The sequence below is a fragment of the Streptomyces sp. genome, from assembly GCF_035563135.1.
In the GTDB taxonomy this organism is placed as follows: domain Bacteria; phylum Actinomycetota; class Actinomycetes; order Streptomycetales; family Streptomycetaceae; genus Streptomyces.
In genome coordinates this window covers 1-13,870 of sequence record NZ_DATMVN010000736.1, presented here as the reverse complement: position 1 = coordinate 13,870, position 13,870 = coordinate 1, and the positions used below count along the sequence as shown (strand labels likewise).

General features: G+C 72.1%; 11 protein-coding genes. 6 read left to right on the top strand and 5 right to left on the bottom strand.

The window, feature by feature from the left end:
• Nucleotides 1–66: 66 nt before the first annotated feature.
• Together VN520_RS32760 and VN520_RS32755 are read right to left on the bottom strand one after the other, a co-directional pair.
• Nucleotides 67–1,074: a glycosyltransferase family 2 protein gene (locus VN520_RS32760; protein ID WP_325750572.1), complete on the bottom strand. Its 1,008-nt coding sequence runs from the start codon at nucleotides 1,072–1,074 to the stop codon at nucleotides 67–69.
• Nucleotides 1,071–1,901 (bottom strand): glycosyltransferase family 2 protein, encoded by an 831-nt coding sequence (locus VN520_RS32755; RefSeq protein WP_325750571.1) that lies wholly within the window; start codon nucleotides 1,899–1,901, stop codon nucleotides 1,071–1,073. The genes VN520_RS32760 and VN520_RS32755 overlap by 4 nt, the downstream gene beginning before the upstream one ends.
• Before the next feature lie 935 nt (nucleotides 1,902–2,836).
• Between VN520_RS32755 and VN520_RS32750 the strand changes: the two genes are divergently transcribed.
• Nucleotides 2,837–3,655 carry an SGNH/GDSL hydrolase family protein gene (locus VN520_RS32750; RefSeq protein WP_325750570.1) on the top strand — a complete coding sequence of 273 codons (819 nt, stop codon included), beginning with the start codon at nucleotides 2,837–2,839 and terminating at the stop codon, nucleotides 3,653–3,655.
• Nucleotides 3,656–4,042: 387 nt separating this feature from the next.
• Nucleotides 4,043–4,306 carry a hypothetical protein gene (locus tag VN520_RS32745; RefSeq protein ID WP_104790182.1) on the top strand — a complete coding sequence of 88 codons (264 nt, stop codon included), beginning with the start codon at nucleotides 4,043–4,045 and terminating at the stop codon, nucleotides 4,304–4,306.
• 212 nt (nucleotides 4,307–4,518) lie between these two features.
• On the opposite strand, the gene VN520_RS32740 is transcribed toward VN520_RS32745, so the two are convergent.
• The 3 genes from VN520_RS32740 to hmgA form a co-directional block, all read right to left on the bottom strand.
• Entirely contained in the window at nucleotides 4,519–5,742 is a 1,224-nt protein-coding gene (locus tag VN520_RS32740; RefSeq protein ID WP_325750569.1) for a type ISP restriction/modification enzyme, read from the bottom strand.
• A 73-nt stretch (nucleotides 5,743–5,815) separates the two neighbouring features.
• Nucleotides 5,816–6,592: a GntR family transcriptional regulator gene (locus tag VN520_RS32735; protein ID WP_325750568.1), complete on the bottom strand. Its 777-nt coding sequence runs from the start codon at nucleotides 6,590–6,592 to the stop codon at nucleotides 5,816–5,818.
• Between the two features lie 43 nt (nucleotides 6,593–6,635).
• Entirely contained in the window at nucleotides 6,636–7,955 is a 1,320-nt protein-coding gene (gene hmgA / locus VN520_RS32730; RefSeq protein WP_325750573.1) for a homogentisate 1,2-dioxygenase, read from the bottom strand.
• Nucleotides 7,956–8,067: 112 nt separating this feature from the next.
• On the opposite strand from hmgA, the gene VN520_RS32725 reads away from it, so the two are divergent.
• From VN520_RS32725 to VN520_RS32710, 4 genes are all read left to right on the top strand, one after another.
• Nucleotides 8,068–8,697, top strand: coding sequence for a TetR/AcrR family transcriptional regulator (locus VN520_RS32725; RefSeq protein WP_325750567.1), 630 nt, complete (start codon nucleotides 8,068–8,070; stop codon nucleotides 8,695–8,697).
• Between the two features lie 166 nt (nucleotides 8,698–8,863).
• On the top strand, nucleotides 8,864–11,044 hold the full coding sequence (locus VN520_RS32720; RefSeq protein WP_325750566.1) for a molybdopterin oxidoreductase family protein: 2,181 nt from the start codon (nucleotides 8,864–8,866) through the stop codon (nucleotides 11,042–11,044).
• Nucleotides 11,045–11,163: 119 nt separating this feature from the next.
• Complete coding sequence (locus VN520_RS32715; protein WP_325750565.1) at nucleotides 11,164–12,615, top strand: citrate:proton symporter; 1,452 nt, start codon at nucleotides 11,164–11,166, stop codon at nucleotides 12,613–12,615.
• The coding region (locus tag VN520_RS32710) for an MFS transporter (RefSeq protein ID WP_325750564.1) at nucleotides 12,615–13,870 on the top strand (1,256 nt) is incomplete at its 3' end. The genes VN520_RS32715 and VN520_RS32710, both read left to right, overlap by 1 nt.

Genomic DNA, 13,870 nt, shown 5'->3' with positions numbered 1-13,870 from the left:
CACCGCCCCCGTCCACCGCGCCACCCTCGTCCACCGGGCTCCTCCCGCCCGCCGGACCGCCCCCGCTCACCGCGCCTCCTCCGCACGCGCGCCCGGGGCGGGTCCCCTCGCCGGTACGGCGAAGGACGCGCCGCCCCGCCGGACCCGTACGCTCCCCACCGCGTAGCCGGCGGCCGCCGCCAGTACCCCCGTCACGACGGCCCCGGCGCGGCCCGCCCCGCCGGGACGGCCGAGGAGGAAGTCCCGCACGCCCCGCAGTACCCCGGCCGGGAGCACCCGGGTGGTGTAGCGGCGCTCGGACTCCAGCCCTTTGGCCGCACCGACACTCCGGGTGACCAGCGCCTTGGAGAGCCCCTCCGCGTACGTACGGGTGCGGAAGTAGCCGAAACGCTCCCGTGCTTCGGGGACCTTGTGGTGGATCACGGCGCGGTCGTCGATCAGCAGGACGGCGTGGGGGAGCGCCCGGCTCAGCCGGATGCACAGCTCGGTCTCCTCGCCGCCCAGCGGGCGTCTGCCGCCGCCCCGCCCGATGCCGGTGGCGAAGCCGCCCGCCGCCTCGAACGCCGTACGCCGGAACGAGGCGTTGCCGCCGAGGACGTTGCGGACCCGGACCCGCCCGGGCGGCAGCCCCCGGTAGGTGCATCCGACGACCCAGTCGAACTCCTCGGGGAACCAGACAGGTCTGCGGCCCGAGGCCCACGACGGCCGGGTCCGGCCGCCGACGGCCATCACCGCCGGGTCGGCGTAGTTCTCGTCGAAGTGGCGCAGCCAGTCCGGCTCGGCCACCGCGTCGTCGTCGAGGAAGGCGACTATCGCGCCACGGGCGGCGGCGATCCCTGTGTTCCGGCCTGCCGACAGACCGCGGGGGCCCGCGTTCGCGAGCACCCGCACCCCCGGACGGTCCGTGTACTCCTCGGACAGGTGACGCAGCAGCGCCGGATTGTGGTCCACCACCAGGAGGATCTCCTCCGCCGGCAGGGTCTGCGCGCGGACCGAGGCGACGGCCTCCCGGATGTCCTCCAGGCGCTCCTCGGTGTGGACACAGATGACGACGGAGAAGTCGCGGAGCCTCACAGCACCTGTCCCCGGCCGATGACGGCGGGGACGGCAGCCGCCCGGCGTCCGCCGCGGCGCACGCGCTTCTCCTTGAGGATCACCCTCAGCACCCGGAGGCCGTCCCGCACGGCGCTGAGATTGCTGACCCCGTGGATGCGGTTGTACTCGTGGCTGGGCACCTCCTGGACCCTGAGACCGGCCTTGACCACCCGGATGTTCATCAGGGTCTCGATCTCGAAGCCGGTGCAGTCCAGGGTGATCCTGTCCAGGCAGTGCTTCCAGAAGGCGTTGTAGCCGTAGCAGAGATCGGTGTAGCGGGCTTTGAACTTGCGGTTGACCGCTGTGCACAACGCCCGGTTGCCGAGCCTGCGGAAGGCCGTCATGTCGTCCGTGCCACCGCCGTTGGCGAAACGGGAGCCCTTGGCGAAGTCGGCCCCGCCCACCAGGGCGGAGACATAGCTGACGATCTCCTCGCCGTCCGCCGAGCCGTCCGCGTCGACCATCACGATGATCTCACCGGTACAGGCGGCGAACCCACTGATCAGCGCGTCCCCCTTACCCTTGCCGACCTGTCTGACGACCACGACGTCGGGCCGGAGTTCACGGGCCACCCGCACGGTGTCGTCGGTCGAATTCCCGTCGACGAGCACGACTTCGTGAATCCAGTCGGGCAGGGTCCTGAACACATGAGGGAGATTCTCCGCCTCGTTCATGGCGGGGATCACGACACTTACCGGCGGAGCTATCGCGAGATGGGAAGAGATCGGTCGGTATTGGCTCTGTATTCGGGCGGTTCCGGTCTCTTCGGTGGCAGGTCTGATCGAGGAAGGCAGAACTGAACTCATGAGTCTTTCCCTCTCGTCCGGTGGACGGCCCGCCCCGGGCTGTCCGGATGAAGGTCCGGTTCGAAAGGGGGGTTCTCACCCCGGCCATGGCGGCATGGCGCTCCGAGCCCGGCTGGATGAGCTCGAACAACTGGCCGCACGGCTGCCGACTCCGCTGAGTACGGCCGCCGGGCACGGCACCCCCCTACCGCGTCCCGCTCCGGTGTCCACCGCGGCTGCCTGAGCCCTCCCCCTGGAGCCGCCCGAGTGATGGACCGTTGCGGGTTGATCTACGACGGTATTGACGACTGGAACTGTAGGACAAGGCAGGTGAGGGCGTCTTGTTCTTTTCAGATTTTGACGGAACTGTCAGATTCGACTGTGAAATTGACGCTTATTATTCTTCGGCGTGCGCCGGGTCCCGGGAAGTGGTGCGGGCAGGGGAACGATCAATTCCGTCCCGGAGGTGATCAGGGCGGAATTACGCGCCGGCCTGCTGCCCGGCGCCCGGACGGTGTCCGCCGCCGGAGGGGTGACGAGGGGCGGCCCGGTGGTGGAACGGTGAGGCGGCCGGGCCGTTCCGGCCCCGGAAGGCGGGCATGGGGCGCGGTGGTGGCGGCCGGTGTTGCGAAGAGGTGAAAGGGCGTGCCGGGGGCGCGTAGTGGTGAATCGGTCCCGGCGGGCGCCGTCGCGGTCCGCTCCTGCCGCTCCGTCCGCGCCGTCCGCGCCGTCCGCCAGGACGGGCGGCACGGCCTCGGTGGCTGTCTCCGCTCCGCGATCGATGATCCGCATGGGTGGCTTTCCCTCCAGCGCGCCGGATGACGGATGTAAATGTGACGCCCTGTCAAGTCCACGTCAAGACGGCCCCGTCGGAGCATTTTTGGCATGCACACTTTCGGAATCCCCGTCGGTACTGCTACCACGGAGCAGGCAGAGATCCTGCCCAAGGAGGTCCCATGAAAATGTCCGGACTCGTGGCGTTCTCGTCCTCTCTCCTGCTCGGCACCGCCCTCGCTCTGACCGGTGCGGGCGTCGCCCAGGCCCAGGAATCCGCACCGGCGGTCGAGGCCGTCGACTACGTCGCCCTGGGCGACTCGTACTCGTCGGGTGTCGGCGCCGGCAGCTACGACAGTGCGAGCGGTGCCTGCAAGCGCAGCACCCGTGCGTACCCCGTCCTCTGGGAGGCGGCCAACGACCCCGCCTCGTTCGCCTTCACCGCGTGCTCGGGGGCGAGGACCGGGGATGTCACAGCCGGCCAGCTCGGCCCTCTCAGCTCCGCGACCGACCTCGTCTCGATCTCCGTCGGGGGCAACGACGCCGGCTTCGCCGATGTCATGACCACCTGTGTCCTGCAGTCCGAGGCCACCTGTCTGAACCGGATCACCACGGCCCGCGCCTACGTCGACTCGACCCTGCCCGGCAGGCTGGATTCCGTGTACGCGGCGATCAGCGCCAGAGCGCCCTCGGCCCACGTCGTCGTCCTCGGCTACCCCCGCTTCTACAAGCTCGGCGGCGGCTGTCTCGCCGGTCTGAGCGAGAAGGAGCGCTCCGCCATCAACAGCGCCGCCGACCACCTCAACGCCGCCACCGCCAAGCGTGCGGCCGATCACGGCTTCACCTTCGGCGACGTCACCCCGGCCTTCACCGGGCACGAGATCTGTTCGGGAAGTGCCTGGCTGCACAGCGTGAACTGGCTCAACATCGGTGAGTCGTACCACCCGACCGCCGCCGGGCAGTCCGGCGGCTATCTGCCCGTCCTCGACTCGAAAGCCTGACCGCAGCCCGAAAGTCTGAGCGACCCGCTTCGGTGCGGCGCACCGGCCCGGCCGTTCGCCGGGAAGGGGCCCCTCCCGCGGGGTCCCCTTCCCGCGCGTCACGGGAGATCCGCGACGCCCGCGCGGCGTACGCCCCCGCACCCGCCGGTGCGTTCACCGACGCGCGTGCCGCCTCCTCCCGCCGGTGTCTCCCCGGCAGTGGTACGCGGTACGGGCGGATCCCCTCCAGGCCGGCCCGGTCCTTCCGGGAACCGGCAGGGTCCGGTAACGGCACGTCAACACCCGTATACAGGTGTGCAATCCTGCGGCCGGGATACACGAGTGTGACCGCGGGACGATAGGGTTAACCTGCCCGGGCCGGGTGCCCTCGTACGGGTGGGGAGTGACATGGAACAGATAACGGTGCGCAGCAGGCCGCGTGTGCCTGCCATCACATGTGGGAGCGGAGCGACCAGTTCGCGCCTCGACCGCCATCTCGCAGTGCTGGGCGGCCCCGCCGTTCCGCAGCGCGAGTCGGCGGAAGCGACGCTGCTGATGCTCGAACTCACCTCGCGCGACGCCGCGCACACCCGCAGGAGCAGGAGCGCGCGTGTCTCGCTCTTCGCCCCCCTGCGGCGACTGCGGCGCTCGCTCTTCGGCAGCCGCCGCTGACCGACGGCTGTCACGACCGGTCCGGCCCTCCGTTCAGGGCCGCGCCACGATCACTCCGCCCCGGCGCAGTGCTGCTGTCCGCCCGTCCGTCATCCCCGGGGCCGGCAGCGTTGCGCCGGTGTGCTCCCCAGCGCCGGTACGGCACCCGTCGGCGCCCCGCTCACCCACCGGGCCGCTCTTCCGCGTCGCCGGCCGTGTGACGGCCCCTCGCCTCACAGCAGCGCGAACTGCCCCTCCGGGCCCTCCTCCTGGTGATCCAGGACGGATGCGGGAAGCCGGGCCGACGCGGGCACGGGCAGCACCCCGGCCGCGCGCAGCCCCTCCCGGGTCAGGGACCCCGCCTGCTCCAGGCTCTTCCGCAGCGCCCGCTGCCGGGTCCGCAGTCCGGCGAGCAGCGCCAGAACGGTGATCAGTTCCAGCAGCTCCGATGTCCGCTCCTGCGGCCAGCCGCGCGGTCCGACCGCCGCCAGCCCCTCCGCCGCCGCAGTACGGCGCTCGAACCAGAGCTCCAGCACCCGCACCCCGCTCACCCGGAACTCCCAGGCCCCGGCGGGAACGGGCGCAATGCGCCCCTCGTCGAGCACGACCGCCTCCTCGGCGGCGTCGTAGCGCAGCCGGCCCGGCCGGGGCGGGACCGCGGCGCGCACATACGGGCGGCGGCCGCCGGGCAGGCGTGGGCGCTCACCGCCGTGCGCACCGCGCAGCTGGATCCGCAACAGCTCCTGGCCGAGCTCCACGCCCTGTGCCCACACGGAGCCGTCGGCGGGCAGCGGGACGAGCGGCCCGGCGGGGGAGGGGGAGGCGGCGGCGAGGGCCCAGGCGAGGACGGACCCGGCGGTGACCCGCGTCCCGTACCGGGCGGTCAGCGCAGCGGCCAGACCCGGTGCGAGGTTGGGCTCCCGTCCACCCGGCCGCCGGTAGAGCGGCCGTATCCGGCCGGGCCGGCCGGCGGGGGAGTGCCCGTCGGGCAGCAGCGCGGTCGCGGACAGGGCGGGACCGCTGTCCTGGGGCACGTATCCGTGCTCGACGGCGAAGAGCTGGTGTCCGTCGGCGACCCGCCACAGCTCCGGGCGGGCCGCGTCGAGGAGCCGGTGGTCGGGGATCAGCCACTGCGCGTCGAAGGGGCCGTGCAGGATGCGGACCGGCTCGGGATACGGACCCGGGTCCCGGGCGAAGGCGCTCGTCCCGGTGGACCTGCCCGGCAGCGCCGCGGCGGGAGTCAGCGGCGTACGGGAGCGGCTGGGGTGGAACAGCCGTTCCTGCTCGGCGCCCTCGGCCCGCACCAGGAGGTCCCACCGGGCCCGGAGCGAGGCGGCGTCGGGGGCCGTCACCCAGGGGCGCCCCGTGCGCAGGGGCCGCACCGACCAGGGCATGAGGTCGTCCAGCAGCGGGAGCCCGTCGCCCCCGCCGGCTCCGGCCGCCACCCGTGCTGCCACCGTGTCGTCCTCCCCGTCGCCACGTCCGCCGCTCCCGGCATCGTAACGATCCGCCCGCCGCCCGGCCCCGCCGTCAGTGCGCGTCGACGGTCACGGAGAAGGAGAAGCGGTCTCCCCGGTAGCGGATGCGCGCCACGTCCACCACCGTGCCGTCCTCGTCGTACGTCACGCCCGTGCAGTGCAGGATCGGGCTGAGCAGCGGGACCTGGAGCAGTTCGGCCGTATTGGGGTCGGCGAGGCGCGCCTCGACGGTGTCCGTGATCCGGGAGATCCGTACGCCGATCACGTCGCGCAGCACCTTGGTCATCGGCCAGCGCTCCAGATCGGCCACGTCGAGCCGGGCCGCGATCTCCGGGCGGACCGCGTTCTCCGCCCAGTTGGTCGGCTCGCCCGTTCCGTCGTCGCTGCGCAGGCGCCGGTAGCTGACCACTTCGGAGCAGTCCGGGAAGAACTCCGCGAGGTCACCGGGGACCGGCACCCGGCCGTGGCCGAGCACGGTGGTCCGCTCGCCCGACTGCTGGGCGACGATCGTGTCGATCGAGCCGAGCAGCCGGACCGGTGACACCCGCCGGGCGCGCGGTTCGATGAACGTGCCGCGGCGCCGGTGCCTGCTGATCAGCCCTTCGCTCTCCAGCTCCTTGAGGGCCTGGCGCATGGTGAGGACGCTGACGCCGTAGTGCACGGCGAGCTGCTCCTCGGTGGGCAGCCGCGCCGAGGCGTCCCGGGGGCGGCCCAGTATGGAGGCGCGCAGGGACTGAGAGACCTGGTACCACAGGGGCAGCTTCCGGTTCAGCACCAGGGAGTCGGGGGCGAACCCGGGCGTCCGGTCCGCCTCGTTCACCTGGTCCATCGGATTCACCTGAGCTCTCTGCGGTGCGGCCGGCGGAGGGGTCTCACGGCCGGAAGTTGCGGCTCAGACCCTGCCACACGTCGTCGTACCCGCGCTGGAGATGGTCCGCGCCCGCGGCCTGCGCGGTCGTCGTGACCGGCCAGCGGGTCTCGAACATGAACGCCAGGCCGTCGTCGATCTTCTGCGGTTCCAGCTCCGCCGAGCTCGCCCGGTCGAAGGTCTCACGGTCCGGCCCGTGGGCCGACATCATGTTGTGCAGTGAGCCGCCACCCGGCACGAAGCCGCCCGCCTTGGCGTCGTAGGCGCCCTCGATCAGGCCCATGTACTCGCTCATCACGTTGCGGTGGAAGTACGGCGGGCGGAAGGTGTCCTCGCCGACCAGCCAGCGCGGGGCGAAGACGACGAAGTCGACGCCCGCGAGCCCCGGGGTGTCGGACGGTGAGGTCAGCACGGTGAAGATCGACGGGTCCGGGTGGTCGTAGCTGATCGTGCCGAGGACGTTGAAGCGGCGCAGGTCGTAGACGTACGGCGTGTGGTTGCCGTGCCAGGCGACCACGTCGAGCGGCGAGTGCCCGTAGGTCGCGGACCAGAGGTTCCCGCAGAATTTGTTGACCACCTCGACCGGGCCCTCGCGGTCCTCGAACGCCGCGACCGGCGCCAGGAAGTCACGGGCGTTCGCCAGGCCGTTGGCACCGATCGGACCCAGGTCGGGCAGGACGAAGGGCTGGCCGTAGTTCTCGCAGACGTATCCCCGGGCGCCGGAATCCAGCAGCTCGACACGGAAGCGGATGCCCCGCGGGATCAGCGCGACCTGGCCCGGTCCGGCCGCCAGCAGGCCCAGCTCGGTGCGGAGCAGCAGGCCGCCGCGCTCGGGGACGATCAGGAGCTCGCCGTCGGAGTCGCTGAACACCCGGTCCGTCATGGAGGAGTTCGCGCTGTACAGGTGCACGGCCATGCCGGTGCGCCGCGTGGCGTCCCCGTTGCCCCCCAGCGTCCACAGGCCGTCCAGGAAGTCGGTGCCGGGCGCGGGGTCGGGGAGCGGGTCCCAGCGGAGCCGGTTGGGGTCGGGGACGGTCTCGGTGAAGGGGGCGGTGCGCAGGGCGCCGTTGCCGGTACGGACGAAGGCGGGGTGGGCGGCGGAGGGCCGGATCCGGTAGAGCCAGGACCGGCGGTTGCGGGCCCGGGGCTCGGTGAAGGCCGAGCCGCTGAGCTGCTCCGCGTACAGCCCGAGGGGGGCGCGCTGGGGCGAATTGCGGCCGTGCGGCAGGGCACCCGGGACGGCCTCCGAGCTGTGCTCGTTGCCGAAGCCGGAGCTGTGACCGAGATCCTCCGCCGCTTTCCTCGCCTGCTCGATGCCGCTCATCATGTGCTCCCGGTGGATGAGGAATCCCATGGACTCCTCCGACGAGGAATCCTATGCATCACCGTAGGAATCGAAACGTGGCCCGTCAACGGCATACGGGCATCATGGAGCCGTGCCCCGTGCTCATACGAACCTCCGACGCGTCCCCGTGCAGCAGCGCAGCGCCGACCGCCTCGCCCGCATCCTCGACGCCGGCGCCGTGCTGCTCGACGAGACCGGCTACGAACAGCTCTCCACCCGGGCGGTGGCCGACCGGGCCGGCGTGCCCATCGGTTCCGTCTACCGCTTCTTCCCCAACAAGAGGGCGCTGGTCGACGCCCTGGCCGAGCGCAATCTGGAGGTCTACGCCCAGCGGGTCGCCGCCAGGCTCGCACCGATACCGGAGCGGGAATGGCGTGCGGCCATCGACGCGGTGCTCGACGAGTACCTGGCGATGAAGCGCTCCGTCCCCGGCTTCGCCCTCGTCGACTTCGGCCCTCCCGTGCCCGCCGCCGGTCCGCTCGACGCGGATGCGAACCTGCTCGTGGCGGGGCGCCTGACGGAGCTGGTCTCCGGCCATCTCGGCCGGGGGCGTGACGGGGCCGCCTCCGACGCCGTGCTGCTCCGCACGGTCCTGGTCTGCGTGCAGGCCGCCGACGCCCTGCTCCAGCTCGCCTTCCGTGCCGACCCTGCGGGCGACCCGGACCTGATAGCGGAGACCCGGGTCCTGCTCCGGGCCTACCTCTCCCAGATCCTCGAATAGCCGCGCGGGGCCGGGGAGCCGCGGGGAACGGGGCGGCTCCGGGATCTCGCCAGCATTCGTACCGGTCGGTATGCTCGGTCCTCCGGGAGCCCGCGCCCGCCGAGTGCGCCGCGGGACACCGGATCGTGCCCGCGCGCCACCGCTGCCGCCGCCCCGGGGAGGGCTCATGTCCCACGCATCCCGTACCGCTCTGCGCGTCTGCCCGCTCTGCGAAGCCACCTGCGGACTCTCCCTCACCATCGAGGGGACCACGGTCACCGGTGCCCGGGGTGACCGCGAGGACGTCTTCAGCCAGGGTTTCATCTGCCCCAAGGGCGCCTCCTTCGGAGGCCTCGACGCCGACCCCGACCGGCTGCGCACCCCCCTCGTCCGCACGGACGGCGTCCTGCGCGAGGCGACCTGGAGCGAGGCCTTCGACGCGATCGCCGCGAAGATCCCGGCGCTGACCGAGGAACACGGCAAGCAGGCCGTCGGGGTCTTCCTCGGCAACCCCAATGTGCACACGATCGCGGGCGGGCTCTATCCGCCGCTGCTGCTGTCCGCGCTCGGCACCCGCAACGTCTTCACCGCCAGCACCCTGGACCAGATGCCCAAGCACGTCTCCAGCGGACTGCTCTTCGGCGACGCCCACGCCATCCCCGTACCGGACCTCGACCGCACCGCACACCTGCTGCTGATCGGCGCCAACCCGCTGGAGTCCAACGGCAGCCTCTGCACCGCCCCCGACTTCCCGGGCAAGCTCAAGGCGCTCCGCCGGCGCGGCGGCACCCTCACCGTCATCGACCCGCGCCGCACCCGCACGGCGCGCCTGGCCGACCGGCACGCCGCCATCAGGCCCGGCACCGACGCCCTGCTGCTCGCCGCGCTCACCCAGGTCCTCGTCGAGGAGAAGCTCACCGACCCGGGCGCGCTCGCCGGGCACCTGGACGGATACGACGAACTGGCCGGAGCCATCGCGGACTTCACCCCCGAGGCGGTGTCCGCGGCCTGCGACCTCGGCGCGGACACCATCCGGGACATCGCCCGCGAGCTGGCCGCCGCCCCCGCCGCCGCCGTCTACGGACGCATCGGCAGCTGCACCGTCGAGCACGGGACCCTGGCCAGCTGGCTCGTCGACGTACTCAACATCCTGACCGGCAACCTCGACCGGCCCGGCGGCGCCCTCTTCCCGCTCTCCGCCACCGCCCGCGCCCCGCGCGCCGCGGGGCCGGGGAAGGGCTTCGACCTCGGCCGCTGGACGAGCCGGGTCTCCGGGCACCCCGAGGCCAAGGGAGAACTGCCCGTCGCCGCACTCGCCGAGGAGATCGAGACACCGGGGGAGGGCCGGATCCGGGCCCTGATCGTCATCGCGGGCAACCCGGTGCTCTCCGCCCCCGACGGGGACCGCCTCGACCGGGCACTCGCCGACGGCCTCGACTTCATGATCAGTGTGGATCCGTACCTCAACGAGACCGCGCGCCACGCGGACGTGGTGCTGCCCCCGCCGCCGCCCTCGCAGAGCGCCCACTTCGACTTCGCGTTCAACTCCTTCGCCGTGCGCAACCAGGTCCGCTACAGCCGTCCCGCCGTGCCGCTGGAGGAGGGGAGGATGGATGAGAGCGAGATCCTCGCCCGGCTCGTCCTCGCCGTCGGAGGCAACCACGGTGCGCCGCCCGAGGCCGTCGACGACCTGGTCATCACCACGACGCTCGCCAAGGCAGGAGCCCCCGGAGCGCTCGCCGGGGAGCTGAACGGACTCACCGGCGCCGAACGCCGCCTCGACCTGATGCTGCGCCTCGGCCCTTACGCGCTCACGCTGGAGCAGCTCCTGGAACACCCGCACGGGATCGACCTCGGCCCGCTGGAGCCACGCATCCCGCAGGTGCTCAGGACCCGCAGCGGCCGCATCGAGCTGTTCCCGGCGCCGATCGCCGCCGACCTGCCCCGGCTCCGCGCGTCACTCGGCGCGCGGCCCGCCGGACTCGTCCTCGTCGGCCGCCGTCATCTGCGGTCCAACAACAGCTGGATGCACAACGTCACCGCGCTGCGCGGCGGCTCGAACGTCTGCACCCTGCAGATCCACCCCGACGACGCGGCCCGGATCGGACTCGCCGAAGGCGACACGGCCCGCATCGCCGGGGCGGGCGGCGAGGTGGAGGCGCCTGTCGAGATCACCGACGCGGTGCGCACCGGGGTCGTGAGCCTTCCGCACGGATGGGGCCACAGCCGTCCGGGCACCCGCATGTCGGTCGCCGGGGCCGAGCCCGGTGTCAACGTGAACCAGCTCCTCGACGGCACCCTCCTGGACCCGCTGTCCGGTACCGCAGTGCTCAACGCTGTGCCCGTCTCCGTCACACCAACTCGCTGACCTGGGGTTTTGCTCGTATTGCTCACACGCCGACATCTTGTTAACGCTGCTCCAGGGCCCCTAACGTCAACCGGACCGCCGCACCGGTGAAGTTCAAAGGTGAACGTTAGGTAGCCCATATGTTGACAATCCTCGGCTTTGCCATGATCGCGACCTTCCTGGTCCTGATCATGATGAAGAAGATGTCGCCGATCGCGGCGCTGGTCCTGATTCCCGCCCTGTTCTGCGTGCTCGTCGGACAGGGCGCGAAGCTCGGTGACTACGTCATCGAAGGGGTCGGCACCCTCGCGCCGACCGCGGCGATGCTGATGTTCGCCATCGTCTACTTCGGCGTGATGATCGACGTGGGTCTCTTCGACCCGATCGTCCGGGCCATCCTGCGCTTCTGCAAGGCCGACCCGATGCGGATCGTCGTCGGTACGGCGCTTCTCGCCGCGATCGTCTCGCTGGACGGCGACGGGTCCACCACCTTCATGATCACGGTCTCGGCGATGTACCCGCTCTACAAGCGGCTGAAGATGAGCCTGGTCGTGATGACCGGTGTCGCCGCCACCGCGAACGGGGTCATGAACACCCTGCCCTGGGGCGGCCCCACCGCCCGCGCGGCCACCGCGCTCAAGGTCGACGCGGCCGACATCTTCGTCCCCATGATCCCGGCCCTCGCCGTCGGCCTCCTCGCCGTCGTCCTCCTCGCCTGTGTCCTGGGCCGCCGTGAGCGCAAGCGGCTCGGCGTGCTCACGCTCGACGAGGCACTGGTGACCGAGTCCGAGACCGTCCTCGTCGGCGCGGGCGGCGGGGACCGGCTCACGAAGGCCCCGAAGAGCGGGGGCAGCGGCACCGGCGTTGGCACCGGCACCGGTTCCGGCACCGGTTCCGGCACCGGTTCCGGCATCGGCTCCGGTGCCGCGGACGGCGACGAGGACGAGGAGTTCAAGGGACTCGACCCCGACAGGTCCACGCTCCGTCCCAAGCTCTACTGGTTCAACGCCGGCCTCACCGTCGCGCTGCTGGCCGCGATGATCCTGGAGCTCATGCCGATCCCGGTGCTCTTCCTGCTCGGCGCGGCCCTCGCCCTCACCGTCAACTTCCCCCACATGCCCGACCAGCGGGCCAGGATCGCGGCCCACGCCGACAACGTGCTCAACGTCTCCGGCATGGTCTTCGCCGCCGCCGTCTTCACCGGCGTACTCACCGGCACCGGTATGGTCGAACACATGGCGGACTGGCTCGTCGGGACGATCCCCGACGCGATGGGCCCCCACATGGCCGTCGTCACCGGTCTGCTGAGCCTCCCCCTCACCTACTTCATGTCCAACGACGGCTTCTATTTCGGAGTGCTGCCCGTGCTTGCCGAGGCCGGCGCCGCCCACGGCGTCTCCCCCCTGGAGATCGCGCGCGCCTCCATCGCGGGACAGCCGCTGCACATGTCCTCCCCGCTCGTTCCCGCCGTCTACGTCCTGGTCGGCATGGCCAAGGTCGAGTTCGGCGACCACACCCGGTTCACGGTCAAGTGGGCCGTGCTCACCTCGCTCGTGGTGCTCGGCGCCGGAATCCTCTTCGGGATCATCTGATGCCTCCGGAACCACGGCCCGGCAGGGGCTGGCTGCTGCGCCTCGTCATCGCCTTCGCCTTCGCGCAGGGGGCGGTGTCGATGGCGCGGCCCGCCGTCTCCTACCGGGCCCTCTCGCTGGGTGCCGACGAGCGCGCGATCGGCGTCATCGCCGGTGTGTACGCGCTCCTGCCGCTCTTCGCCGCCGTACCGCTGGGCCGGCGGACCGATCACGGCCGCTGCGCACCGCTGCTGCCCGTCGGGGTCCTCCTGATCGGCGGCGGCTGCGCGCTCAGCGGCACCTCGGGCTCCCTCCCGGAGCTGGCCGCGTGGAGCGGGGTCATGGGGCTCGGCCACCTCTGTTTCGTGATCGGCGCACAGTCGCTCGTCGCCCGGCAGTCGGCCCCCGCCGAACAGGACCGCAATTTCGGTCACTTCACCATCGGCGCCTCCCTCGGCCAGCTCGCCGGGCCGATCGCCGCCGGCCACCTCATCTCCGGGCAGGACGGCGAGATGGCCCGCACGAGCGCCCTCGCCCTGCTCGTCTCGGCGGTCGTCGCCGCGGTCTCCCTCACCTCACTGTGGCGCATCGAGCACCGCGGGACCGCCGGCCCGTCCCGGCAGGCGGCCCGGAAGGTGCCGGTGGGCAGCATCCTGCGCACCCGGGGGGTCCCGGCCGGCATCTTCATCAGCCTCGCCGTGCTCAGCGCCACCGACATCCTCACCGCCTATCTGCCGGTGGTCGGCGAACACCGCGGTGTCGCACCCGCCACCGTCGGCCTGCTGCTCAGCCTGCGCGCCGCTGCGACCATCGCCTGCCGGCTCGTCATGACGCCGATGCTGCGCACGGTCGGCAGGACCACCCTGCTCTCCACGACCTGTCTGCTCGGCGGCCTCCTCTGCGCGGCCGTCGCCCTGCCCGTCCCGGTGTGGGGACTCGCCGTGATGCTCGCGGTGCTGGGCTTCTGCCTGGGAGTCGGCCAGCCGCTCTCGATGTCCACCGTCGTGCAGGCGGCCCCCGCCCAGGCCCGCTCCACCGCTCTCGCCCTCAGGCTGACCGGCAACCGGCTCGGCCAGGTCGCGACCCCCGCCTCGGCGGGGCTGATCGCCGGGGTCGCGGGCACGGGCGCGCCCTTCGTGATGCTCGGCGCCCTGCTCGTCGGGGCGGCGGGGCTCGGGCTGCGGAGCGGCCGGGCAGGGGAGGCGGACCCGGTCCCGGACCACCGTTCCGCCGCGCCGGCCCCCCGCACCGGACGGCCTCACCTCCACCGCGATCC

What these genes read in the sequence shown, in the direction of transcription:
- VN520_RS32755 (WP_325750571.1), bottom strand. Translation starts at nt 1,901, where the DNA reads ATGAGTTCAGTTCTGCCTTCCTCGATCAGACCTGCCACCGAAGAGACC.
- VN520_RS32750 (WP_325750570.1), top strand. Translation starts at nt 2,837, where the DNA reads ATGAAAATGTCCGGACTCGTGGCGTTCTCGTCCTCTCTCCTGCTCGGC.
- VN520_RS32745 (WP_104790182.1), top strand. Translation starts at nt 4,043, where the DNA reads ATGGAACAGATAACGGTGCGCAGCAGGCCGCGTGTGCCTGCCATCACA.
- VN520_RS32735 (WP_325750568.1), bottom strand. Translation starts at nt 6,592, where the DNA reads ATGGACCAGGTGAACGAGGCGGACCGGACGCCCGGGTTCGCCCCCGAC.
- hmgA (WP_325750573.1), bottom strand. Translation starts at nt 7,955, where the DNA reads ATGAGCGGCATCGAGCAGGCGAGGAAAGCGGCGGAGGATCTCGGTCAC.
- VN520_RS32720 (WP_325750566.1), top strand. Translation starts at nt 8,864, where the DNA reads ATGTCCCACGCATCCCGTACCGCTCTGCGCGTCTGCCCGCTCTGCGAA.
- VN520_RS32715 (WP_325750565.1), top strand. Translation starts at nt 11,164, where the DNA reads ATGTTGACAATCCTCGGCTTTGCCATGATCGCGACCTTCCTGGTCCTG.